This is a genomic window from Thioalkalivibrio sulfidiphilus HL-EbGr7 (assembly GCF_000021985.1).
GTDB lineage: Bacteria > Pseudomonadota > Gammaproteobacteria > Ectothiorhodospirales > Ectothiorhodospiraceae > Thioalkalivibrio_A > Thioalkalivibrio_A sulfidiphilus.
This window is the reverse complement of sequence record NC_011901.1, coordinates 994,830-1,018,504: the sequence shown is the minus strand read 5'-3', so window position 1 is coordinate 1,018,504 and position 23,675 is coordinate 994,830. Positions and strand designations below refer to the sequence as shown.

Genomic DNA, 23,675 nt, shown 5'->3' with positions numbered 1-23,675 from the left:
CGGCCTCACAGAGGGGCCCGCGTCTTGGCCAGGTTTTCGATACGCCGGTCTGACCTGTTTGTCATCTTCTCTCACATCGCCTTCGCAATCGTCGGCAGGATCAACCTCCAAACATCGTATTCAGGGCGCGGCCTTGGGGCGTGCTCAGGCCGGTTGATAGACCGTGTTATGGCGCAACACCGCCCAGCCGATGCGTGCCAGCTTGTTCGCCAGCGCCACCGTGGCCTTGTTCACCCCCCGCTCGGCCACCAGGCGCTGCACCCAGCGGCTCAGGCGGTCCTCCTTGCCCGGTGCTCTGAGCACCACCGAACGCGCCCCGTGCACCAGCAGGCTGCGCAGATACCCATCTCCACGCTTGCTGATCCCCAGCAGCACCGCCTTGCCACCGCTGGAGTGCTGACGCGGCACCACGCCCAGCGAGGCCGAGACATCCCGCCCCCGGCGATAGCCCTGCCCATCGCCCACCGCGCCATGAAACGCACTGGCCAACACCGGCCCAAACCCCGGGATCGTGCGCAGCCGCCGCTCGGCCTCCCGCTCCCGCGCACCCCGCTCGATCAGCCCGTTGTAGTACTCGATATGATCGTCGAGTTCACACAGCTGGCGGTAACCTCGCGCCAGCAACTCCCGAAACAGACCACTGAGCCCGTTCTCGCCATCCTCCAGCAACGCCGGGATGTGTCGGCGCAACCGCCCTATCCCCTGGCTCAACACGATCCCGTTCTCGGTCAACAGCCCGCGCAACCGATTGCACAGCGCCGTGCGCTCGCTCACCACACCCGCGCGCATCCGGTGCAGCGCCTGCACATCCTGCTGCACCTGCTCCTTGATCGCCACGAAACGCATCCCCGGGCGCACCACCGCCTCGGCTATCGCCCGGGCATCGTTGTAGTCGTTCTTCTGACCCCGCACATAGGCCTTGACGTGCTGGGCCGGGATCAGCCTCACCTCATGACCCAGCGCCTGCAGCTCCCGGGCCCAGTAATGCGACCCCGCACAGCCCTCCATGCCCACCAGGCAGGGCGTCAGATTGGCAAACCATTCAAGAACCCGGGCGCGGCGCAGCACCTTCTTGCGTACCTCACCCCCATGGCGATCCAGACATACCGCATGGAACACGTTCTTTGCCAGATCCAGACCTACAGTAGTAATCTCTGACATGGTCTCCTCCTTCTTCATTCGATGGTTGTTAACGTCTCCATCGTGGCACCTCAGATGCCGAGCTAGAAAGAGGGAGGAGACCATCTCATCGCCAAGACGTATATGGTCTCCTCCCGTTTTGCAAGGCTCTGTGGTCGGTTCTGACAGGGACAGGATTGCGGTCGTATATCCGGCCTGTTGATGAAGGCACGCCTGCCTTCTGACCTTGATGAAATGCGCGCGTATCGTCCTTATCGCTAAGTCGGCCTCACAGAGGGGCCCGCGTCTTGGCCAGGTTTTCGATACGCCGGTCTGACCTGTTTGTCATCTTCTCTCACATCGCCTTCGCAATCGTCGGCAGGATCAACCTCCAAACATCGTATTCAGGGCGCGCCCTTGGGGCGTGCTCAGGCCGGTTGATAGACCGTGTTATGGCGCAACACCGCCCAGCCGATGCGTGCCAGCTTGTTCGCCAGCGCCACCGTGGCCTTGTTCACCCCCCGCTCGGCCACCAGGCGCTGCACCCAGCGGCTCAGGCGGTCCTCCTTGCCCGGTGCTCTGAGCACCACCGAACGCGCCCCGTGCACCAGCAGGCTGCGCAGATACCCATCTCCACGCTTGCTGATCCCCAGCAGCACCGCCTTGCCACCGCTGGAGTGCTGACGCGGCACCACGCCCAGCGAGGCCGAGACATCCCGCCCCCGGCGATAGCCCTGCCCATCGCCCACCGCGCCATGAAACGCACTGGCCAACACCGGCCCAAACCCCGGGATCGTGCGCAGCCGCCGCTCGGCCTCCCGCTCCCGCGCACCCCGCTCGATCAGCCCGTTGTAGTACTCGATATGATCGTCGAGTTCACACAGCTGGCGGTAACCTCGCGCCAGCAACTCCCGAAACAGACCACTGAGCCCGTTCTCGCCATCCTCCAGCAACGCCGGGATGTGTCGGCGCAACCGCCCTATCCCCTGGCTCAACACGATCCCGTTCTCGGTCAACAGCCCGCGCAACCGATTGCACAGCGCCGTGCGCTCGCTCACCACACCCGCGCGCATCCGGTGCAGCGCCTGCACATCCTGCTGCACCTGCTCCTTGATCGCCACGAAACGCATCCCCGGGCGCACCACCGCCTCGGCTATCGCCCGGGCATCGTTGTAGTCGTTCTTCTGACCCCGCACATAGGCCTTGACGTGCTGGGCCGGGATCAGCCTCACCTCATGACCCAGCGCCTGCAGCTCCCGGGCCCAGTAATGCGACCCCGCACAGCCCTCCATGCCCACCAGGCAGGGCGTCAGATTGGCAAACCATTCAAGAACCCGGGCGCGGCGCAGCACCTTCTTGCGTACCTCACCCCCATGGCGATCCAGACATACCGCATGGAACACGTTCTTTGCCAGATCCAGACCTACAGTAGTAATCTCTGACATGGTCTCCTCCTTCTTCATTCGATGGTTGTTAACGTCTCCATCGTGGCACCTCAGATGCCGAGCTAGAAAGAGGGAGGAGACCATCTCATCGCAAAGAAAACACTTTGATCGGCTTTACCCGTGGCCCCGTGTCTCCGTGAGAGAATCGGGTTTCTGGTAAGCCAACCATACAACCGGTCCTCTCACGGAGACACGGGGCCACGGGGAGAACATTTAATTGGTGTTTTCTTGGCGTCTTCGCGTCTTGGCGAGAAATCTTGGCCTTTCGACACCCAGTTCTCGGGAGAAGGACAAAAAAAAGGGTGCCAGAGGCACCCTTTTCAACGTGGCGGAGTGGACGGGACTCGAACCCGCGACCCCCGGCGTGACAGGCCGGTATTCTAACCAGCTGAACTACCACTCCATTTCTTCAAACACAAAACCTTGCACCTTGGTGGGTGCTGAGGGGATCGAACCCCCGACATTCGCCTTGTAAGGGCGACGCTCTACCAGCTGAGCTAAGCACCCGTTGAAGGCGCGCTAGTTTACTGCATCCTTCAGGCCTTTACCAGCCTTGAAGCTGGGCATTTTGGAGGCAGCGATCTGGATGGTTTCACCGGTGCGGGGATTGCGGCCGGTACGCGCCTCGCGCTCGCGCACCAGGAAGGTGCCGAAGCCCACGATGGTCACCTGGTCGCCGTTCTTCAGGGCGCCGGAGATCACGTCGATCATGGCATCCACGGCACGGGCGGCCTGGGCCTTGGGCAGATCGGAGGAGGCGGCGATGGCGTCAATGAGTTCGGATTTATTCATTCATGCATTCCTTTCGGTTAAGCAAATGGGCAACCCCGCTTCACGGGGCTCGACAAGGCGGGAAGATAACGGACTCCGCGCGCCGTGTCGCAGGAACTGGGCGCTGGCAGAGTGCTGGCGGATTCCCCAATGGTGGATCTTGTTATAAGGAAAACGTGTGAATCGCGAACTTTATACCAAGCGCCTTCAAAAGCTGTCAACACGACTCGGGCGCCATCCGTCGGTATTTGCGGGGCAAGCAGAAAAGTGTGACGCAGGCGGAACCCCGGAACGCCCCATGGTGGTGAATATCAAGCAAGACGCGGGCCCGAAGGCCCGCGTCGCTGTCATGAACCGCAAGCGGATCAGTGGTGAGGCACGCTGCGGCGCTTGCCTTCGGCAGGTTTCTCCACCCGCTTGGCCTCGGCCGCCGCGTGCGCCGCCTCGGGCATCTCGGTGAGCGCGATCTCCAGCACCTGATCGATCCAGCGCACCGGCCGGATATCCAGGCGGCTCTTGATATTCTTCGGAATATCAACCAGATCCTTCTCGTTCTCCTCGGGGATCACCACCGTGGTGATGCCGCCGCGATGGGCCGCGAGCAGCTTCTCCTTGAGACCGCCGATGGGCAGCACCTCGCCGCGCAGGGTGATCTCGCCGGTCATGGCCACGTTGGCCCGCACCGGGATGCCGGTGAGCGCCGAGACCAGGGCCGTGCACATGCCGATGCCGGCGCTGGGACCGTCCTTGGGCGTGGCGCCCTCGGGCACGTGGATGTGGATGTCCTTCTTCTCGTGGAAGTCCTCAGAAATACCCAGCACCCCGGCGCGGCTGCGCACCACGGTGAGGGCCGCCTGGATGGATTCCTGCATCACGTCGCCCAGCTTGCCGGTGTGCTGGATCTTGCCCTTGCCAGGTACCACCGCGGACTCGATGGTGAGCAGCTCGCCGCCCACCTCGGTCCAGGCCAGACCAGTGACCTGGCCCACCTGGTCCTTCTCCTCGGCCATCCCATAACGGAAGCGACGTACGCCCAGGTACTTGTCCAGGTTCTTGGGCGTGATGCTGGTCTTGCGCTCGGAGGCCTTGAGCAGGTGGGTCTTGACCACCTTGCGGCAGACCTTGGAGATCTCCCGTTCCAGGTTGCGCACGCCCGCCTCGCGGGTGTAGTAACGCACGATGTCGCGGATGGCCGCCTCGCTGATGGACAGTTCGTCCTCGCTCAGACCGTTGTTCCTGGTCTGCTTGGGCACCAGATAATTCATGGCGATGCTGGTCTTCTCGTCCTCCGTGTAGCCGGGCAGACGGATCACCTCCATGCGGTCCAGCAGGGGCCCGGGGATATTCATGCTGTTGGCAGTGGCCACGAACATCACGTCGGAGAGGTCGAAATCCACCTCCAGGTAGTGATCGTTGAAGTTGAGGTTCTGTTCCGGGTCCAGCACCTCCAGCAGGGCCGAGGCCGGATCGCCACGGAAATCCATGGCCATCTTGTCGATCTCGTCGAGCAGGAACAGCGGGTTGCGCGTGCCCACCTTGGACAGGTTCTGCACGATCTTGCCCGGCAGCGAACCGATGTAGGTGCGGCGATGGCCGCGGATCTCGGCCTCGTCACGCACGCCACCCAGGGACATGCGGGTGAACTTGCGGTTGGTGGCCCGGGCGATGGAGCGACCGAGCGAGGTCTTGCCCACGCCCGGGGGCCCCACCAGGCACAGGATCGGGCCCTTGAGCTTCTTCACCCGCTGCTGCACGGCCAGATACTCGAGGATGCGTTCCTTGACCTTCTCCAGGCCGTAGTGGTCCTCGTCCAGGACCCGCTGGGCCTCGGCGATATCGTTGCGCACCTTGGACTTTTTCTTCCATGGCACGCTCACCAGCCAGTCGATGTAGTTGCGCACCACGGTGGCCTCGGCCGACATGGGCGACATCATCTTGAGCTTGTTCAGTTCCGCGGTGGCCTTCTGCTTGGCCTCCTTGGACATGCCGGCCTTCTCGATCTTGCGGGCCAGCTCTTCCGCCTCATTGGGGGCATCTTCCAGGTCGCCCAGCTCCTTCTGGATGGCCTTCATCTGCTCGTTGAGGTAGTACTCGCGCTGGCTCTTCTCCATCTGCTGCTTGACGCGGCCGCGGATGCGCTTCTCGATCTGCAGGATGTCGATCTCGCCCTCGATCAGGGACATGAGGTGCTCCAGGCGTGCACGCACGTCCTGGATCTCCAGGATCTTCTGCTTCTCGTCCAGCTTGAGCGACATGTGCGCGGCGATGGTGTCCGCCAGGCGCGCGGGGTCGTCGATGCCGGCCAGGGAGGTGAGGATCTCCGGCGGGATCTTCTTGTTGAGCTTCACGTACTGGTCGAACAGGTTGAGCACCGAACGGGTCAGCACCTCCACCTCACGCTCGTCCAGGGCCCTGTCGGGCTCGATCACCGCGATGCGCGCGGCGAAGTGCTCTTCGCTGTCCACCAGGTCCACGATGCGGGCGCGCTCGGAACCCTCCACCAGCACCTTGATGGTGCCGTCGGGGAGCTTGAGCAGCTGGAGGATGGTGGAGAGGGTGCCGATGCGGTGGATCTCGTCGGCGGACGGCTCGTCCACCTCGGCACTCTGCTGGGCCACCAGCAGGATCTGCTTGTTGTTGGCCATGGCCGCATCCAGGGCCCGGATGGACTTCTCGCGACCCACGAACAGGGGGATGACCATGTGGGGATAGACCACCACGTCCCGCAGGGGCAGGACAGGGACAGCCTGCAAGGGGTCCTGGGTGGCAGCCTGGGTCTTGTCGTCGGAATCCGTCATGGGATGTTTTCTCTGGTCAGTCGGGGCGGTGAACCCGGGCGTCGCCGGGCCGAACCCGCTCCGAAGGAGTGGGGTCAGGTCTATTGATGGGGGAGGTCGGGGAGGAAATCAAGGGTCCCGGACAGGCCGTCGGGACACATGCCCGAACCTCGCCCCGCTGCGGGGCGTCCGGGCCCGCCCCGTGGCTCGGCCACGGGGCGCAGCGGTCAGTCGGAAGCGGCTGCCTTCTGATAGTCGGAATTCTCGTAGATGAGGTAGGGCTTGGCCTCGCCCCGGATCACCGCGTCGTCGATCACCACCTTGGAGACGTTCTCCGTGGAGGGCAGATCGTACATGGTGTCCAACAGCACCTGCTCCAGGATGGTGCGCAGACCCCGGGCACCGGTCTTGCGCTCCATGGCCTTGGCGGCCACCGCGCGCAGGGCGTCTTCCCGGAACTCGATATCCACCCCTTCCATCTCGAACAGCTTGCCGTACTGCTTGGTCAGGGCGTTCTTGGGCTCGGTGAGGATCTGGATCAGGGCGTCCTCGTCCAGTTCCTCCAGTGTCGCCACCACCGGCAGACGGCCCACGAACTCGGGGATCAGGCCGTACTTGATCAGGTCCTCCGGCTCCACGCCGGACAGGGTCCTGGAGACGGGCCCCTTCTCCTCCTTGCTCTTGACCTTGGCGGAGAAGCCGATGCCACCCTTCTCGGTACGGTCGCGGATCACCTTGTCCAGGCCGGCGAAGGCGCCGCCGACGATGAACAGGATGTTGTGGGTGTCCACCTGCAGGAATTCCTGCTGGGGATGCTTGCGACCGCCCTGGGGAGGCACCGAGGCGATGGTGCCCTCGATCAGTTTCAGCAGGGCCTGCTGCACACCCTCGCCGGAGACGTCACGGGTGATGGAGGGGTTGTCGGCCTTGCGGGAGATCTTGTCGATCTCGTCGATGTAGACGATACCCGTCTGGGCCTTCTCCACGTCGTAGTCGCACTTCTGCAGCAGCTTCTGGATGATGTTCTCCACGTCCTCGCCCACGTAGCCCGCCTCGGTGAGCGTGGTGGCGTCGGCGATGGTGAAGGGCACGTTCAGAAGACGGGCCAGGGTCTCGGCGAGCAGGGTCTTGCCGGAACCGGTGGGGCCGATGAGCAGGATGTTGCTCTTGGCAAGTTCCACCTCGTCCTTCGAGTTGCGGGCCTCGAGACGCTTGTAGTGGTTGTACACCGCCACGGCCAGGATCTTCTTGGCGCGATCCTGACCGATCACGTACTCGTCGAGGATCTTCTTGATCTCGTGGGGCTTGGGCAGTTTGTCGCCCACGGCAGCGCCCTGCTCCTGCATCTCCTCACGGATGATGTCGTTGCAGAGCTCGACGCATTCATCACAGATGAACACGGAAGGACCCGCGATGAGCTTGCGGACCTCGTGCTGGCTCTTGCCGCAGAAGGAACAGTACAGCAGCTTGCCGCTATCGGAATCTTTCATCTTGTTGTCGCTCATCGGCAGGCCTCTAAATGCTTTGAAACCACCTTGCTACTTTTCCCGCCGGGATGCAAGCCGGATAAAGACAGGGTTTTAGCGTGCACCGACAACCGGTGTTGTTGCCAGGACAGGGCCGGCTCAGCCGGCCTGCTCCGCCATCTCACGGCTGGAGAGCACCTGGTCGATCAGACCGTACTCCGCAGCCTCGACAGGATTGAGGAACCGATCACGTTCCGTGTCCTGCTCGATCTGCTCGATGCTCTGGCCGGTGTGATGGGCCAGGATGCGGTTCAGTTCGGCACGCACCTTCAGGATCTCGCGGGCATGGATGTCGATGTCGGTGGCCTGGCCCTGGAAACCGCCCAGGGGCTGATGGATCATCACCCGGGAATGGGGCAGGCAGAAACGCTTGCCCTTGGCACCACCGGCCAGCAGCACCGCGCCCATGCTGGCCGCCTGGCCGATGCACAGGGTGGAGACGTCCGGCTTGATGAACTGCATGGTGTCGTAGATGGCCATGCCGGCGGTCACGGCGCCGCCGGGAGAGTTGATGTACAGGCTGATGTCCTTGTCCGGGTTCTCGGACTCCAGGAATAACAACTGGGCCACGATCACGTTGGCCATGTAGTCCTCCACGGGACCCACGGCGAAGATCACCCGCTCCTTGAGCAGCCGGGAGTAGATGTCATAGGCCCGCTCGCCCCGGGCGGTCTGCTCGACCACCATGGGGACCAGGTTCAACGCCCGGGTGTCCAGTGCGCCGCGGTCGCCAATGCCCTGATTGCTCATTCGGATGCACCCTCCTTACGGGGATTCATGAGTTCGTCGAAGCTCATGGGCTTGTCGGTGGCCTTGCCCTGCTCCACCACGAAGTCCACCACCTGGTCTTCCAGCACCATGGCCTCCAGGCCGCTCTGGGCCTGACGGTTGTTACGATAATAGTCTATCACCTGCCTGGGGTCCTCGTAGCCGGCGGCCATGGCCTCCAGCTCCGCCTTGACCCGGCCGGCGTCCACCTTCATGCCCTTGCTCGCGACCAGTTCACGGATGATCAGGCCCAGGGACACGCGGCGCACGGCCTCCTCGCGAAACACCTCGTCGGGGAAGTTCTCCGGCTTGACCTGGCCGCCGAAGCGGGACAGGGCCTGCTGGCGCAGACGCTCGATCTCGTCCTTCACCAAGGCCTCGGGCAGCTCCAGGGGATGGGCCTTGAACAGGGCCTGCATGACCTGGTCCTTGACCTTGGCCTTCAGCGCCTGGGCCACCTCGCGCTCCATGTTGGCGCGCACGTCCTCGCGCAGCTTCTCGACGCCGCCCTCCTCGATGCCGAAGGACTTGGCGAAGGCCTCGTCCACTTCCGGCAGGGTGGGCTCCTTCACCTCGCGCACCTTGATGGCGAACTGGGCGGTCTTGCCCTTGAGGTTCTCCGCCGGGTAATCCTCCGGGAAGGGCACGTCGATGGTCTTCTCGTCGCCGGGCTTCATGCCGTTGAGCTGGTCCTCGAAGGCGGCCAGCATGCGACCCTCGCCCAGCTCCACCGGCATGGCCTCGCCCTTGCCGCCCTCGAAGGCCTCGCCGTCGAGGCTGCCGTCAAAGTCGACGATCACCTGGTCGCCCTTCTGGGCGGCCCGATCCACGGCGACGAATTCCTTGCGCTGACGGCGCAGGGTCTCGATCACCTTGTCCACATCGGCGTCGCTGACCTCCACCCTGGGCCGCTCCACGGCCACGTCGCTCAGATCAGCGATCTCCACCTTGGGGAATACATCGAAGGTGGCGGTATATTCCAGGCCCTTGCCCGGCTCCAGGGGCTTGGGCTCGATGCTGGGGCTGCCGGCGGGCTCGAGCTTCTCCTGCAGCAGCGCCTCCTGATAGGAGCTCTGCAGCACCTCGCCCACCACTTCCTGGAACACGCCAGCGCCGTAGCGCTGCTGCACCACCTTCAGGGGTACCTTGCCGGGGCGAAAGCCGTCGATCTTGACGCGCCTGGCGAGGGATTTGAGACGACGATCCACCTCCTGCTCGATGCGCTCGGAGGGGACCTGGACGGTCATTCGGCGCTGCAGGTTGCTGACGGTTTCCACTGAGACTTGCATGTCGAAGGTTCCTCTCGGAAATTCTCTTGAATAACTTGTGTGACCGGGCCCGCCCGCGTGGCGCGCGCCCGGTGTGTCAATCTGGTGCGAAAGGAGAGACTCGAACTCTCACGGGTTCCCCCACTGGAACCTAAATCCAGCGCGTCTACCAGTTCCGCCACTTTCGCTGTGGCCACCCCGCGCACAGAGCGCACCCGTTGCGGCGGCAGTAAACGGGTAATTGTACCCCGATACCCCGCCGACGCGTAAGCATCGGCTGCCCAAAACGCAAAAGGGCCCGGCGCCTTCGCGCCGGGCCCTTCGCAGGAATGGTGGGCCGTGTAGGACTTGAACCTACAACCAATGGATTAAGAGTCCACTGCTCTACCAATTGAGCTAACGGCCCGGAAACCTTCCGGTACGACCACACGGATCGCGTGGTTGTTCCGCATAACGGATATGGGGTGGCTGATGGGACTCGAACCCACGACAACCGGAATCACAATCCGGGGCTCTACCACCTGAGCTACAGCCACCATAATGAACCGCCTGACCCCGCCAGCCGGCCCTCATGAATGGCGCGCCCGGCAGGACTCGAACCTGCAACCCTCGGCTTAGAAGGCCGATGCTCTATCCGGTTGAGCTACGGGCGCAGTTCGTTTCCGCCACGGGCCCCGGGAGCCCCCGGCCCTGGAGCCCCTGACCTGGAGCTAATGGTCGGGGTAGAGGGATTCGAACCCCCGACATCCTGCTCCCAAAGCAGGCGCGCTACCAGACTGCGCTATACCCCGGAAAACCGAGTGCTGGCCGCACACGAGCTAGCGGCCCTGCGTTGCGGAGAAGCTGCGCATCATACCCGTCGAGCGCCGCCCCCGTCAACGCGTTCAGCCCCTCGTTTCTTGTGGCAAACAGGGGGGCCATGCGAGAATTTGCGCCCGCTCAAATTTACCAGGATTGAACCCTATGACCGCCAGACTGATCGACGGACGCCAGGTGGCCCAACAGGTGCACGAGGAAGTCCGCCAGGCGGTCGAGCGGCACACCGCCCAGGGGCGGCGGGCGCCGGGACTGGCGGTGGTGCTGGTGGGCGAGAATCCCGCCTCCCAGGTCTACGTGCGCAACAAGCGGCGCACCTGCGAGGCCCTGGGCATCGAATCCCGTTCCCACGACCTGCCCGCCGACACGCCCCAGTCGGTCCTGCTGGACCTCATCGACGCACTCAACGCCGACCCCGCCGTGGACGGCATCCTGGTGCAGCTGCCCCTGCCCGCCCATTTCGACACCGAGACGGTAATCGAGCGCATCGATCCGGCCAAGGACGTGGACGGCTTCCACCCCTATAACGTGGGCCGCCTGGCGGTGCGCCTGCCCACCCTGCGCCCCTGCACCCCCTACGGGGTGATGCGCCTGCTGGACAGCACGGGCGAGGTCTACAAGGGCCGCAACGCGGTGGTGGTGGGCGCCTCCAACATCGTCGGCCGGCCCATGGCCCTGGAGCTGATGCTGGCCGGCGCCACGGTGACCGTGTGCCACCGCTTCACCACCGACACCGCCGAGCACGTGGCCCGTGCCGACATCGTGGTGGTGGCCGTGGGCCGGCCGGACCTGGTGCCCGGGGAGTGGATCAAACCCGGCGCCACGGTGATCGACGTGGGCATGAACCGCCTGGAGGACGGCCGCCTGGTGGGTGACGTGAGCTTCGCAGCCGCCGCCGAGCGCGCCGCCTGGATCACCCCGGTCCCGGGCGGCGTCGGGCCCATGACCGTGGCCATGCTCATGAAGAACACGATCCAGTCGTATGAGTCGCGTCTCGGCAGGTGATGTTGCTAGGGTGCGGCTGGGAACGCAGAGGGCGCAGAGACGCAAAGGGCGCAGAGATCCACCGCTTTATACGCATGAAAAAAGGGCCCCCGGGGCCCTTTTTTCATGCGTGTATTGAACACACAAACCTTTGCGTTCTCTGCGTCTCTGCGTCCTCTGCGTTGACTCCGGTGTACCGCCCCGTTACCCCCGCCGCCAGGTGGTCCCGCCCGGGCCGTCTTCCAGCACGACCCCCTGTCCTGCCAGTTCGTCGCGGATGCGGTCGGCCTCGGCGAAGTCCTTCGCCTTCCTGGCCGCCAGGCGCTGGGCGATCAGGGCCTCGATGGCCGCCTCGTCCAGATCACCGGCCTCGCCGCCCTTGAGGAAGGCCTCCGGGTCCCCCGCCAGCAGGCCGAGCATCCCACCCAGCTCCCGCAGCAGCCCCGCCAGGGGCGCCGCCCCGGCCGGGTCCTCGTCCCGCAGGCGATTGAGCTCCCGGGCGATATCAAACAGCACGGCCATAGCCACCGGGGTGTTGAAGTCATCGTCCATGGCCGCCTGGAAGCGGCGCCGGTAGCCCTCGCCCTGCCCGGCCGGGTCCACGGCCTGCACACCCCGCAGGGCGGTGTAGAGCCGGGTCAGGCCGGCGCGGGCCGCATCCAGGGGCTCGTCGGAGTAGTTGAGCGGGCTGCGGTAGTGGCTGGAAAGGATGAAATAGCGCACCACCTCCGCCGGGTAGCGGGCCAGCACCTCGCGCACGGTGAAGAAGTTGCCGAGGGACTTGGACATCTTCTCCTCGTTCACGCGCACGAAGCCGTTGTGCATCCAGTAGTTGACGAAGTGCTCGCAGGTGGCCGCCTCGCTCTGGGCGATCTCGTTCTCGTGGTGCGGGAACTGCAGGTCCTGGCCGCCGCCGTGGATGTCGAAGTGATTGCCCAGATAATGGGTGGACATGGCCGAGCACTCGATGTGCCAGCCAGGCCGGCCCGGCCCCCAGGGGGAGTCCCAGGCGGGCTCGCCGGGCTTGGCGGCCTTCCACAGCACGAAGTCCAGGGGGTCGCGCTTGGCCTCGTCGGGGGCCACCCGCTCTCCGGCGCGCAGGTCCTCGAGGCGCTTGCCGGAGAGCCGGCCGTAGGGCTCGAACTTCGCCACTGCGTAGTAGACGTCGCCGTTGTCGCCGGCATAGGCATAGCCCCGCTCCACCAGGGTGCCGATCATGGCCAGCATGCCGTCGATGTGCTCGGTCGCCCGGGGCTCGGCGCTCGGCGGCAGCACGCCCAGGGCTTCAGCGTCCTCGTGCATGGCCGCAATGAAACGGTCGGTGAGCGCGCGGATGTCCTCGCCGTTTTCCGCCGCCCGCCGGATGATCTTGTCGTCGATGTCGGTGATGTTGCGGATGTAGGTGACATCAAACCCCAGGGCCTTGAGGTAGCGGTAGACCACGTCGAACACCACCAGCACCCGGGCGTGGCCCAGGTGGCAGTAGTCGTAGACGGTCATGCCGCACACGTACATGCGCACGCGCCCGGGCTCCATGGGGGTGAAGGTTTCCTTGCGGCGGGTCAGGCTGTTGTGGATCTGCAGCATGGGGGATCTCAGTGGGGCAGTGAGTCACGGGCGGCGGTGAAACGCTCGGCCACCCGCTCGGGACCCAGCAGGGGCCAGAGGTCGCGCATCTCCGGGCCGTGACTCAGACCCGTCAGTGCCGCGCGCAGGGGCATGAACAGGTGCCGACCCTTGGCGCCGGTGGCCTCCCCCACCCGCCGGGCCAGTTCCCGGAAATCGGCCGGCGCAGGGTCCAGGGCCGCGAGCGCGGCGGTGAAGAACCGGCGCCCGGCCAGTTCCATGGCGTCGCGCCCGGGGGGCATCGACCTCGGGGGGATGACCGAACAGGCGCCGGGCCCAGTCCCGGGCCTCGCCGGGGAAGCGGATGTTATCACGCAACACCTTGAGGAAGGCCTCCCGGGCGCCCTCCGGCACCACGTCCGCCAGGCCCTCTCCCAGCCAACGCTCCAGCTCGGCCTCGGACAGGGCCAGCACCGCCAGATGCTGCCAGTGATCCAGCTGCACCGGGTCGTGGCGGGCCGGCGCCCGACCCAGGCGCGCGGTGTCGAAGTCCCGGGCCAGGGCGTCCAGGTCCATGAGGCCGTCGACCTCATAGTGGTGGCCCAGGCGCGCCAGGTGATTGAGCACCGCCCGGGGCAGGTAGCCCCGGGCACGCAGTTCCCGCAGGCTGAGCGCGCCCAGGCGCTTGGACAGGGGTCCGCCGTCCTCGCCCAGGATCAGGGAGATATGGCCGTAGCGGGGCAAGGGCAGGCTCAGGGCCTCCAGGATGAGCATCTGGCGCGGGGTGTTGGCCAGGTGGTCCTCGCCGCGCAGCACGTGGGTCACGCCCATCATGGCGTCGTCCACGGCGTTGCTGAAGAAGAACGCCGGCGTGCCGTCGGAACGACGGATGACGAAGTCGCCGATGGTGTCGGTGTCGAAACGCTGCTCGCCGCGCACCAGGTCCTCGAAGCGCAGCTGCCGCCCGGCGGGCACCCGGAAGCGCAGGGTGGGCTTGAGGCCCTGGGCCAGCCTGGCCTGCACCTCGTCCGGTGACAGGTGTGAACAGGTGCCCGGGTAGCGGGGCGGCTGGCCGGCGGCCAGCTGGGCCTTGCGGGAGAGCTTGAGGCTCGCCTCGCTGCAGAAACAGGGATAAGCCAGCCCGGCCGTCTCCAGGCGCTGGTAATCCTCGGCATAGATCCCGGCGCGCTCGGACTGCACGTAGGGGCCGTGGGGGCCGCCCACCTCCGGCCCCTCCTGCCAGTGCAGGCCCAGCCAGCGCAGGTCCTCCATGAGGTCGCCCACGTGCTCGTCGCGGCTGCGGGCGGCATCCGTATCCTCGATGCGCAGCAGGAAGATCCCGCCCTCCCGGCGGGCCAGCAGGGCGCTGAACAGTGCGGTGCGCAGGTTGCCCAGATGCAGGAGCCCGGTGGGGCTCGGCGCGAAGCGGGTCTTGACGGGGGTGGCTGACATGGCGCGAATGGTAGCGAAAAACCCGGTCACACAACAAAGCCGGCAGGTTTCGCCGCCTCTCTCCAGAGGCTATGATTCAGGCTCTTCCGGTTAACCCACGGAATACCACCCCATGAAAAACCTGATCCGACAGCTCCTGAGCCTGGGCCTGCTGCTGTCCGTAACCCTAGGAAGCCTCGCAATGGCCGATAACCACAACCCCAAAGTCAGCATCGAAACCAGCAAGGGCACCATCGTCGTCGAACTGTTCGCCGACAAGGCCCCCGAGACCGTGGCCAACTTCATGCAGTACGTGAACGACGGCTTCTTCGACGGCACCATCTTTCACCGGGTGATCCCCGGCTTCATGATCCAAGGCGGCGGCTTCACCGCCGACATGTCCCAGAAGCCCACCCGCGACCCGATCAAGAACGAGGCCAGCAACGGGCTGAGCAACGAGGTGGGCACCCTGGCCATGGCGCGCACCCCCAACCCCCACTCCGCCACCGCCCAGTTCTTCATCAACGTCAAGCACAACCGCTTCCTGGACTTCCAGTCCGAGACCCAGCAGGGCTGGGGCTACGCGGTGTTCGGCAAGGTGGTCGAGGGCATGGACGTGGTGAAGGCCATCGAGGGCGTTGCCACCGGCAACCGCGGCATGCACCAGGACGTGCCGGTGGAGCCGGTGGTCATGACCCGGGTCGCCCCCGCGAACTGATTGCGGGTCGTGCCCCAGACCCTGTTCATCTCGGACCTGCACCTGGACAGGGAACGTCCGCAGATCCTGGCCCTGTTCGAACGCTTCCTGCACGAGCAGGCCCGGGAGGCCGACGCCCTCTACATCCTGGGCGACCTGTTCGAATACTGGATCGGTGACGACGACGACGCCCCTCACCTGGGGGGCGTCGCCGCCGCCCTGCGCAGCCTCACCGAGGCCGGCGTGCCGGTGTACTTCGCCCACGGCAACCGCGACTTCCTGCTGGGCGAGGACTTCGCCGCGCGTACCGGCATGCGCCTTCTCGCCGAGGAGACGGTGGTGGACCTCTACGGCCGCCCCGCCCTGCTCATGCACGGCGACAACCTGTGCCTGGACGACCACGAGTACATGGCCTTCCGGGACATGGTGCGCGACGGCACCTGGCAGCAGGCCTTCCTGGCCCGTCCCCTGGCCAGTCGCCGCGCCGAGGCCGAGGCCATGCGCGCCAAGAGTCGCGAGAACGGGCGCATGAAGTCACCGGAGATCACCGACGTGAGCCCCCGCGCCGTGGAAGACGCCCTGCGCCGCCACGGGGTGGACCTGCTCATCCACGGCCACACCCACCGCCCCGCCATCCACGTGCTCACCGTGGACAGCCGGCAATGCCAACGGGTGGTGCTTGCGGACTGGTATGAGACCGGCGGGATGTTGCGGGTGACGCCGGAAGGGATGAAACTGGAAACAGTCGGGTAGAAGTGCGAAGTTGTGGCTGGGTTGTACTTCCGACTTCCCAATTCACACTTCCCACTTCGCTTTCCCACTTCCCAATTCACACTTCGCACTTCAGTTCACCCTTCGCCCTTCAAAAGCGCCATCTCCGCTTCCGTAAACCCCGCCTCCAGCCGTGCCGCCTCGTGAAACGGCGGCTTGATGCGCCCGGGCATGTACTCGGCGATCAGCGCGCCGAAGGTGGCGTCCGCATCCAGGCCCCGCTGGTCACAGAGATAGCGGAACCAGCGGGTGCCGATGGCCACGTGGCCCACCTCCTCGCGCAGGATCACCTCCAGGATCTCCACGGTCTCCAGGTCCCCGGCCACGCGCAGGCGTTCCATCATGCCCGGCGTCACGTCCAGGCCCCGGGCCTCCAGCACCCGGGGCACCAGGGCCATGCGCAGCAGGGGGTCGTGGGCGGTCTTCACCGCCATGTCCCAGAGGCCGTTGTGGGCGTCGAAGTCCCCGTAGCCATGACCCAGTCCCTCCAGGCGCCGGCGCAGCATCAGGAAATGTCGGGCCTCCTCGTCAGCCACCTGCAGCCAGTCGCCGTAATAGTCGGCGGGCAGTGCGCGGAAACGGTAGACGGCATCCAGGGCCAGGTTAATGGCGTTGAACTCGATGTGGGCGATGGCGTGCACCAGGGCCGCCTGGCCCCGGGGCGTGGTGAGCTTGCGCCGGGGCACGGCCATGGGGTCCACCAGGCGCGGGCGTTCGGGACGCCCGGGCACCGGCACCGGCCCGGGTGCCGGTGCATCCGGTGTCGGCGCCACGCGCCCCGCCTGCCAGCGGGCGCGCAGGGCCATGGCCATACGACACTTGGTGGCCGGGTCCGCCTGCATCAGCGCCGCGAAGGCCTCTGTATGCACGCAGGCCACGGGCTCGGTTCTGTCGGTTGCTTCGTTCACGTCAGGTATGCGGTCTTATCTTGATTCGTGGAGACAACGCGAAGGCCGCAGAGACGCGGAGCACGCAAAGTGGTTTGAATAAAGAACCTCTGCGTCTTTGCGCGCTTTGCGTCCTGTCACTCAGCCCGGCCAGGCCGCGAAGCGGCCACCACGCCGATCACCAGGTCCATGACGTTGGTGCCCGTGGGGCCGGTGTGGATCAGGTCACCGGCGGCGCCCAGGAAACGCCCGGAGTCCGCCTTCTCCAGGCTGGCGGCGGCATCCAGCCCCACTGCCTCGCCCCGTGATACTGTGCCACCATCCACCAGGGCACCGGCGTCCAGGCTGTTGCCGTCGGAGCCGTCGGTGCCCGCGGCCAGCAGGCGCACCCCGTCATGGCCTGCCAGCACCCGTGCCGCCGCCAGGGCCAGGTGCTGGTTGCGCCCGCCGCGACCGGGCTCGGGCGGGAGCGTCACCCGGGTCTCGCCACCCCAGATGTGCACGCCAGGCTCGGCATCCAGCAGCGTCCGGGCCAGGGCCTCGCCGGTGGCCGCCGCCTCGGCCTCGAGAAATTCCCGGTGCCGGAACACGGGCAGACCCTGATCCCGGGCCGCCGCCTCCACCGCCGCGCAGGCCCGTTCCAGGTTCGCCACCACACGCAGGGGAAACCGGGGCACCTCGGCGGGCAACAGCGGCTGCTGGGCGCAGCGTCCCACCCATTCGAGATGTGCCGGTAGGACAGGCCAGGGCGCAAGCACCGTACCGGCCGCCAGCAGACCCGAACCGATCACCGCCGGGTCGTCACCGGGCACGTCGGAGATCAGCAGGGCGCGCAGCCTGCGCCCCGCCAGGCGCTGGCCCAGGCGGCCGCCCTTGATCCGGGACAGGGCGCTGCGCACCCGGTTCATGACGGCGATGTCCAGGCCCGCCCCCAGGAGCCAGTCGTTGAGCGCCGCCAGGCGCTCGCCACACACCCCGGACACCGGCACCTCCACCAGGCTCGAGGTGCCCCCCGAGATCAGGAACAGCAGGCACTGATCGGCCGGGGTCGAGTCGATGAATGCCAGCAACTGGCGGCCGGCCTCCAGGCTGTGCGGTCCCGGCACGGGATGATCCGCCTCCACGCAGCGGATGCGGGGATCGGAACACAGGGTGAAATCCAGGTGGCCCTGACGGCTCACCACCAGGGCCCGGGCGAGCCCCCCGTCCAGCACCGAGCGGGCACCCCGGGCCATGGCGGCGGCCGCCTTGCCCAGGGCGATGACGTGGCAGGGACCCTCGGGCGGGGACTCGGACAGGGCCTGGCGTACCACGGCCTGGCCCTCCACCGCCGACAGGGCCGCACGCAGCAGCACCAGCGGCAGCTGCGGGTCGTCCAGCGCGGTGACGGCCCGGATCACGGCGTGCGGCGGTCAGCCGCCGAGGCCGCGAGCCAGATCCTTCTGGATGTCCGCGATGGCTTCCAGGCCCACCGCCACCCGGATCAGTCCCTCCCGGATGCCCTGGGCCTCCCGCTGCTCGGGCGTCAGCCGGCCATGGGTGGTGGTGGCCGGGTGGGTGATGGTGGTCTTGGCATCCCCCAGGTTGGCGGTGATGGAGAGCATCTCGGTGGCGTCGATCACCCGCCAGGCCGCCTCGCGCCCGCCCTTGACCTCGAAGGAGACGATGCCGCCGAAGCCCGACTGCTGGCGCTTGGCCAGATCGTGCTGGGGATGGCTCTCCAGGCCCGGGTAGTAGACCCGCTCCACCTGGGGCAGGGATTCCAGCCAGCGGGCCAGCACCAGGGCGTTCTCGCAATGGGCGCGCATGCGCAGGCTCAGGGTCTCGAGCCCCTTGAGGAACACCCAGGCGTTGAACGGGCTCATGGTGGGGCCGGCGGTGCGCAGGAAACCGAACACCTCCTTGCCCACCCGCTCCGCGTCGCCCACCACCGCGCCGCCCACGCAGCGGCCCTGGCCGTCCAGGTACTTGGTGGCGGAATGGATCACGATGTCGGCGCCCAGGGCCAGGGGCTGCTGCAGGGCCGGGGTGCAGAAACAGTTGTCCACCACCAGCAGGCAACCCCGGGCGTGGGCCAGCTCCGCCAGGGCGCGGATGTCCACCAGCTCGGTGAGCGGGTTGGACGGGGATTCCACGTACAGCATGCGCGTCTCGGGGCGGATGGCCGCCTCCCAGGCGGCGAGATCCGCGAGCGGCACGAAGCTCACCGCCACGCCGAAACGGGTAAGGTAGGTGTTGAACAGCGAGGTGGTGGTGCCGAACACCGCCTTGGAGGAGACGATGTGATCGCCCGCCTTGAGCAGTGCCATGCAGGTGGCGAGGATCGCCGCCATGCCCGAGGCGGTGCCCACGCAGGCCTCGCCCCCCTCCATGGCCGCGAGGCGCTGCTCGAAGGTGCGCACCGTGGGGTTGGTGAAGCGCGAGTAGATGTTGCCCGGCTCCTGGCCGCCGAAGCGGGCCGCCGCCTGGGCCGCGCTCTCGAACACGAAGCTGGAGGTGGGGAAGATGGCCTCCGAGTGCTCACCCTCGTTGGTGCGGTGCTGACCGGCCCGCACGGCGCGGGTCTCGAAGGCGTAATCCTGGGGATCTTTCATCTCGGCTTCCATATCAGGGGGCGCGGCCTCACGGCCGGGCGGTGACATTCGGGGACAGACGGGCGATGCTAGGTAAGGGGGGAAAGCCTGTCAAATAAAGCGGACGAACAGCGCATAGGGCGGCCCATGGCCGCCTGCTGCCCGCGAACCTGCGGCTAACGGCGGGCACGGCCGCCCTATGGCACGAGCGAACAGTCACGCAGGGAATGACGCCGCGCGGGAACTCATGACAGACCGCCGGTCCAATGGGCGGGACGAATGCCATCGCAGTCCTGTCTTCAAGCCACTACCATGGCGCCCTTGATCGTCGGCCGCCTGTGTTCACGGAAATACCCGCCATGTTTGCCACCGTCGCCTCCATCTACTCACTCCTGCTCGGCATGGGCATCCTGCTGGCCGGCTCCGGCCTGCTGGGCACCCTGCTGGGCCTGCGCGCGGGCCTGGAGGGCTATTCGGAGCTGCTGATCGGCGTGATCATGTCCGCCTTCTTCCTCGGCTACATTCTCGGCTCTTTCCTGTGCCCGCCCCTGATCCGCCGGGTGGGCCACATCCGCGCCTTCGCCGCCCTGGCCTCCACCGCCTCGGTGGCCTCCCTGCTGCACGGCCTGATGGTGGATCCGGTGGTGTGGTGGGTGCTGCGCGTCATCACCGGCATCTCGGTGCTGGGCCTGTACATGGTGATCGAGAGCTGGCTCAACGAGCAGGTGCGCCACAAGCGCGGGCAGGTGTTCGCCGTGTACATGATGGTGAGCCTGGTCGCCCTTGGCGTGGGCCAGTTCCTGATCCTGGCCTATGGCCCCTCCAGCCTGGCGAGCTTCGTGCTGGTGGGCATGCTGTTCTCCCTGGGCCTGCTGCCGGTGGCGCTTACGCCGGTCTCCCAGCCGGTGCCGGTGCAGACGCCGCGCTTCCCCCTGGTACGCCTCTATCACCAGTCGCCTGTGGGCTTCGTGGGCTCCTTCACTTCCGGCATGATCACCGGTACCTTCTGGGGTCTGTCGGCGGTCTATGCCCTCGCCATCGGGCTGGACGCACTGGGGGTGGCGCTGTTCATCAGCGTGGTGATCTTCGGCGGCGCCCTGCTGCAATGGCCCATCGGCCACTTCTCCGACAACCGGGACCGGCGCGTGGTGCTGGTGATGGTATGCCTGCTGGGCACCATTGCCGCCACGGCCATCTTCGCCGTATCAGACATCACCCTGATCGGCCTGCTGGTGGCCTCGGTGTTGTACGGCGGCTTCTCCTTCTCCCTCTATGCCCTGAGCGTGGCCCACACCCACGACCGGGTGGACGTGGGCCAGGTGCTGGATGCCACCCGTGGCCTGCTGCTGCTCAACGGCATCGGCGCCACCCTGGGCCCGATCCTCACCGGTCTGGTGCTGCATTTCACCGACACCCGGGTTTGGCCCCTGGTGATGGGCGTGCTGCTGGTGCTGCTGGCCCTGTTCGTGCAGCAGCGCATCCGCAGCGACCGCCCGGTGTCTTCCGAGGAGCAGGGGGAGTTCGTGCCCGTGACCCGCACCTCGGCGGTCGCCGCGGAGATGGATCCGCGCGCCGAGATCGAGCCGGAACTGGATCTGAAGGGGTGAGGACAGATTCAAAATTCAAAATTCAAAATTCAAAATTCAAAATTCAAAATTCAAAATTCAAAATTCAAAATTCAAAATTCAAAGGTGGAAACAGCGGTTGCCGTCCTCCCTTTGAATTTTGAATTTTGAATTTTGAATCTTGAATTTTGAATTTACCCCACGTACTCCAACCGAAGCCGACCGCCCACGCTGCACAGCAGCTCGTAGCTGATGGTGCCGGCGGCGGCGGCGATCTCGTCCACGGGCAGGCCCTCGCCCCACAGGGTCACGTCATCCCCCGGCGCGACGCCCGGCACTTCCGTCACATCCACGCACAGCATGTCCATGGACACGCGACCCATGAGCGCGCAGCGCCGGCCGTGCACCCGCACGGGCGTGCCGCTCGGCGCATGGCGCGGATAACCGTCGCCGTAGCCCATGGCCACCACCGCCATGGTGCGCGGTGACTGGCACACGTAGCCGCCACCGTAGCCCACCGCATCCCCGGCCGCGAGCCGCTTCACCGCCACCACCGGAGCGCTCACGGTCATCACGGGCTGGAGATCCAGGGATTGCGCCGTCTCACCCGCCAGGGGCGAGGCGCCATAGAGCATGATACCCGGGCGCACCCAGTCCCGGCAGGCGGCAGGCGTGCGCAGCACTGCGGCGGAATTGGCGATACTGCGCTCACCGGGCAGATCCGCGGTGGCGGCATCAAAGACCTGCAACTGGATGCCGGTCTCGGGGCGCTCAGGCTCATCGGCGCAGGCGAGATGGGTCATGAGTCCGGGCACGCCGGCCACCTGGGGCAGCGCGGCGATGCGATTCTGGAGTACGGCGGCCTCACCGGGCGGCAGGCCCAGCCGGTGCATGCCCGTGTCCAGCTTGAGCCACACCCGAAGCGGCGCGGGCAGCGCGGCCGATTCCAGCACATCCAGCTGCCCGGTGCTGTGGATCACCGGCTGCACGTCGCCCAGGCGGGCGACCTCGATCAGCTGCGCCGCATCCCGAAAGCCCTGCAGCACCACCAGGGGCAGCGTCACGCCCGCCTCACGCAACACGCGAGCCTCGTCGATACAGGAGATGGCGAAGGCGTCGGCCTGGGCGGCGAGCGCCCGGGCCACGGCAAGCATGCCATGACCGTAGGCCTCGGCCTTGATCACCGCCATGACACGACTGCGGGGGGCCGCCCGGCGGGCGGTGCGGAGATTGTGACGCAGGGCGTTCAGGTCGATGCGGGCCCGGGCCGCTCGCCTCATGAGAAGGCCTCGCTGGAGTAGACCTCGGGCACGTAGTTCTCGAAGCGGGTGTACTGGCCCAGGAAGGTGAGACGCACGGTACCGATGGGACCGTTACGCTGCTTGGCGATGATGATCTCGGCGGTGCCCTTGTCGGGGCTCTCCGGGTTGTAGACCTCGTCCCGGTAGATGAAGCAGATGAGATCCGCGTCCTGCTCGATGGCGCCGGACTCGCGCAGGTCGGACATCACCGGGCGCTTGTTGGGACGCTGTTCCAGGCCGCGGTTGAGCTGAGACAGCGCGATCACCGGCACGCTCAGTTCCTTGGCCAGGGCCTTCAGACCCCGGGAGATCTCGGAGATCTCCGTGGTGCGGTTCTCGTTGCTGCCAGGCACCTGCATGAGCTGCAGGTAGTCAATCACGATCAGGCCCAGCTTCTTGTGCTCGCGCATCAGGCGCCGGGCGCGGGCGCGCACTTCCGTGGGCGACAGGGCCGGGCTGTCGTCGATGTAGAGCTGTGCCTCGGAGAGCATGGACACGGCGCTGGTGAAACGCGGCCAGTCGTCGTCTTCCAGGCGCCCGGTGCGCAGGCGCTGCTGGTTGATGCGGCCCATGGAGGAGAGCAGACGCATGGACAGCTGCTCGCCGGGCATCTCCATGCTGAACACCGCCACCGGTGCCTGCTGCTTGAGGGCCGCGTACTCGGCGATGTTCATGGCGAAACTGGTCTTGCCCATGGACGGGCGCCCGGCCACGATCACCAGGTCGCCGCCCTGCAGCCCGGAGGTCATCTCGTCGAACTCGCTGTAGCCGGTGGGCAGGCCGGTGATGGGGTCGTCCCGCTCGTAGAGCATCTCGATGTGCTCCACGGTGTTGCGCAGCAGCACACGCATGGAGCGGAAACCCTGCTGGGAGCGGGCGCCCTGCTCGGCGATCTCGAACACCTTCTGCTCGGCGGTATCCAGCAGTTCGCGGCTCTCGCGGCCCTCCGGGTTGAAGCCGGAATCGGCGATCTCGGTGCCCACGCTGATCAGCTGGCGCAGCACGGAGCGCTCGCGCACGATGTCCGCGTAGGCACGGATGTTGGCGGCGCTGGGCGTGTCCTTGGCCAGCAGGCCCAGGTAGGCAAGCCCGCCGGCATCATCCAGTTCTCCACGGGACTCCAGGCGCTCGGACAGGGTCACCAGGTCGAAGGGGCTGTTGCGCGCGGCCAGTTCACCGATGGCGCGGAAGATCAGGCGGTGGTCATGGCGGTAGAAGTCCGCCTCGCAGAGCCGGTCGGCCACCGCGTCCCAGGCCTCGTTGTCCAGCATCAGACCGCCCAGCACCGCCTGTTCGGCCTCCATGGAATGGGGGGGCACCTTCAGGGACTCGGTACTGCCTCGCGGGGCGGAACTGCGCTGTGTTTCGGGCATGGGATCGAAGCGGCTGTGCGGGGAACACAGTATGCCT

17 protein-coding genes, 7 tRNA genes and 1 pseudogene are annotated in these 23,675 nt (G+C 66.3%); 4 read left to right on the top strand and 21 right to left on the bottom strand.

Features of this window, described 5'->3' with window-relative positions; genetic code table 11:
• Nucleotides 1-144 precede the first annotated feature (144 nt).
• The 14 genes from TGR7_RS04715 to TGR7_RS04650 form a co-directional block, all read right to left on the bottom strand.
• On the bottom strand, nucleotides 145-1,161 hold the full coding sequence (locus TGR7_RS04715; RefSeq protein WP_012637516.1) for an IS110 family RNA-guided transposase: 1,017 nt from the start codon (nucleotides 1,159-1,161) through the stop codon (nucleotides 145-147).
• 386 nt (nucleotides 1,162-1,547) lie between these two features.
• Entirely contained in the window at nucleotides 1,548-2,564 is a 1,017-nt protein-coding gene (locus TGR7_RS04710) for an IS110 family RNA-guided transposase (RefSeq protein ID WP_012637516.1), read from the bottom strand.
• Nucleotides 2,565-2,890: 326 nt separating this feature from the next.
• Nucleotides 2,891-2,967, bottom strand: a tRNA-Asp gene (locus tag TGR7_RS04705).
• Nucleotides 2,968-2,995: 28 nt separating this feature from the next.
• Nucleotides 2,996-3,071 (bottom strand) — tRNA-Val (locus TGR7_RS04700).
• Between the two features lie 12 nt (nucleotides 3,072-3,083).
• Entirely contained in the window at nucleotides 3,084-3,356 is a 273-nt protein-coding gene (locus TGR7_RS04695; protein WP_012637515.1) for an HU family DNA-binding protein, read from the bottom strand.
• A gap of 344 nt (nucleotides 3,357-3,700) precedes the next feature.
• Nucleotides 3,701-6,133 (bottom strand): endopeptidase La, encoded by a 2,433-nt coding sequence (gene lon, locus TGR7_RS04690; protein WP_012637514.1) that lies wholly within the window; start codon nucleotides 6,131-6,133, stop codon nucleotides 3,701-3,703.
• A gap of 206 nt (nucleotides 6,134-6,339) precedes the next feature.
• Complete coding sequence (gene clpX / locus TGR7_RS04685; protein WP_012637513.1) at nucleotides 6,340-7,617, bottom strand: ATP-dependent Clp protease ATP-binding subunit ClpX; 1,278 nt, start codon at nucleotides 7,615-7,617, stop codon at nucleotides 6,340-6,342.
• 120 nt (nucleotides 7,618-7,737) lie between these two features.
• Nucleotides 7,738-8,388, bottom strand: a complete 651-nt coding sequence (gene clpP / locus TGR7_RS04680; protein ID WP_012637512.1) for an ATP-dependent Clp endopeptidase proteolytic subunit ClpP — start codon at nucleotides 8,386-8,388, stop codon at nucleotides 7,738-7,740.
• Entirely contained in the window at nucleotides 8,385-9,695 is a 1,311-nt protein-coding gene (gene tig, locus TGR7_RS04675) for a trigger factor (protein WP_012637511.1), read from the bottom strand. The genes clpP and tig overlap by 4 nt, the downstream gene beginning before the upstream one ends.
• An 82-nt stretch (nucleotides 9,696-9,777) precedes the next feature.
• Nucleotides 9,778-9,862: transfer RNA gene (locus TGR7_RS04670), tRNA-Leu, on the bottom strand.
• A gap of 142 nt (nucleotides 9,863-10,004) precedes the next feature.
• Nucleotides 10,005-10,080, bottom strand: a tRNA-Lys gene (locus TGR7_RS04665).
• A gap of 54 nt (nucleotides 10,081-10,134) precedes the next feature.
• Nucleotides 10,135-10,210 (bottom strand) — tRNA-His (locus TGR7_RS04660).
• Between the two features lie 40 nt (nucleotides 10,211-10,250).
• Nucleotides 10,251-10,327 (bottom strand) — tRNA-Arg (locus tag TGR7_RS04655).
• Between the two features lie 61 nt (nucleotides 10,328-10,388).
• Nucleotides 10,389-10,465 (bottom strand) — tRNA-Pro (locus tag TGR7_RS04650).
• Between the two features lie 172 nt (nucleotides 10,466-10,637).
• Here TGR7_RS04650 and folD point away from each other — a divergent pair.
• Nucleotides 10,638-11,495, top strand: coding sequence for a bifunctional methylenetetrahydrofolate dehydrogenase/methenyltetrahydrofolate cyclohydrolase FolD (gene folD, locus TGR7_RS04645; RefSeq protein WP_012637510.1), 858 nt, complete (start codon nucleotides 10,638-10,640; stop codon nucleotides 11,493-11,495).
• 183 nt (nucleotides 11,496-11,678) lie between these two features.
• On the opposite strand, the gene cysS is transcribed toward folD, so the two are convergent.
• Nucleotides 11,679-13,061 carry a cysteine--tRNA ligase gene (cysS, locus tag TGR7_RS04640; protein ID WP_012637509.1) on the bottom strand — a complete coding sequence of 461 codons (1,383 nt, stop codon included), beginning with the start codon at nucleotides 13,059-13,061 and terminating at the stop codon, nucleotides 11,679-11,681.
• A gap of 8 nt (nucleotides 13,062-13,069) precedes the next feature.
• Nucleotides 13,070-14,492: pseudogene (gltX, locus tag TGR7_RS04635) on the bottom strand (glutamate--tRNA ligase).
• 112 nt (nucleotides 14,493-14,604) lie between these two features.
• Between gltX and TGR7_RS04630 the strand changes: the two are divergent.
• Together TGR7_RS04630 and TGR7_RS04625 are read left to right on the top strand one after the other, a co-directional pair.
• The gene (locus tag TGR7_RS04630; RefSeq protein ID WP_095206570.1) at nucleotides 14,605-15,189 is read left to right on the top strand and encodes a peptidylprolyl isomerase; all 585 of its coding nucleotides are present in this window, start codon (nucleotides 14,605-14,607) and stop codon (nucleotides 15,187-15,189) included.
• A gap of 9 nt (nucleotides 15,190-15,198) precedes the next feature.
• On the top strand, nucleotides 15,199-15,921 hold the full coding sequence (locus TGR7_RS04625) for a UDP-2,3-diacylglucosamine diphosphatase (protein ID WP_012637506.1): 723 nt from the start codon (nucleotides 15,199-15,201) through the stop codon (nucleotides 15,919-15,921).
• 95 nt (nucleotides 15,922-16,016) lie between these two features.
• Here TGR7_RS04625 and TGR7_RS04620 read toward each other — a convergent pair whose 3' ends face one another.
• The 3 genes from TGR7_RS04620 to TGR7_RS04610 all read right to left on the bottom strand — a co-directional run bounded on the left by TGR7_RS04620 (nucleotide 16,017) and on the right by TGR7_RS04610 (nucleotide 19,420).
• Complete coding sequence (locus tag TGR7_RS04620; protein ID WP_049764715.1) at nucleotides 16,017-16,781, bottom strand: ferritin-like domain-containing protein; 765 nt, start codon at nucleotides 16,779-16,781, stop codon at nucleotides 16,017-16,019.
• A gap of 182 nt (nucleotides 16,782-16,963) precedes the next feature.
• Nucleotides 16,964-18,226: a DUF4147 domain-containing protein gene (locus TGR7_RS04615; RefSeq protein WP_012637504.1), complete on the bottom strand. Its 1,263-nt coding sequence runs from the start codon at nucleotides 18,224-18,226 to the stop codon at nucleotides 16,964-16,966.
• A 12-nt stretch (nucleotides 18,227-18,238) separates the two neighbouring features.
• Nucleotides 18,239-19,420, bottom strand: coding sequence for an O-succinylhomoserine sulfhydrylase (locus tag TGR7_RS04610; RefSeq protein ID WP_012637503.1), 1,182 nt, complete (start codon nucleotides 19,418-19,420; stop codon nucleotides 18,239-18,241).
• A 338-nt stretch (nucleotides 19,421-19,758) separates the two neighbouring features.
• On the opposite strand from TGR7_RS04610, the gene TGR7_RS04605 reads away from it, so the two are divergent.
• Nucleotides 19,759-21,006: an MFS transporter gene (locus TGR7_RS04605; RefSeq protein ID WP_012637502.1), complete on the top strand. Its 1,248-nt coding sequence runs from the start codon at nucleotides 19,759-19,761 to the stop codon at nucleotides 21,004-21,006.
• A 152-nt stretch (nucleotides 21,007-21,158) separates the two neighbouring features.
• On the opposite strand, the gene alr is transcribed toward TGR7_RS04605, so the two are convergent.
• Both alr and dnaB read right to left on the bottom strand, forming a co-directional pair.
• Nucleotides 21,159-22,244: an alanine racemase gene (alr, locus tag TGR7_RS04600; protein ID WP_012637501.1), complete on the bottom strand. Its 1,086-nt coding sequence runs from the start codon at nucleotides 22,242-22,244 to the stop codon at nucleotides 21,159-21,161.
• Nucleotides 22,241-23,638 carry a replicative DNA helicase gene (gene dnaB / locus TGR7_RS04595; protein WP_012637500.1) on the bottom strand — a complete coding sequence of 466 codons (1,398 nt, stop codon included), beginning with the start codon at nucleotides 23,636-23,638 and terminating at the stop codon, nucleotides 22,241-22,243. The genes alr and dnaB overlap by 4 nt, the downstream gene beginning before the upstream one ends.
• Nucleotides 23,639-23,675 lie beyond the last annotated feature (37 nt).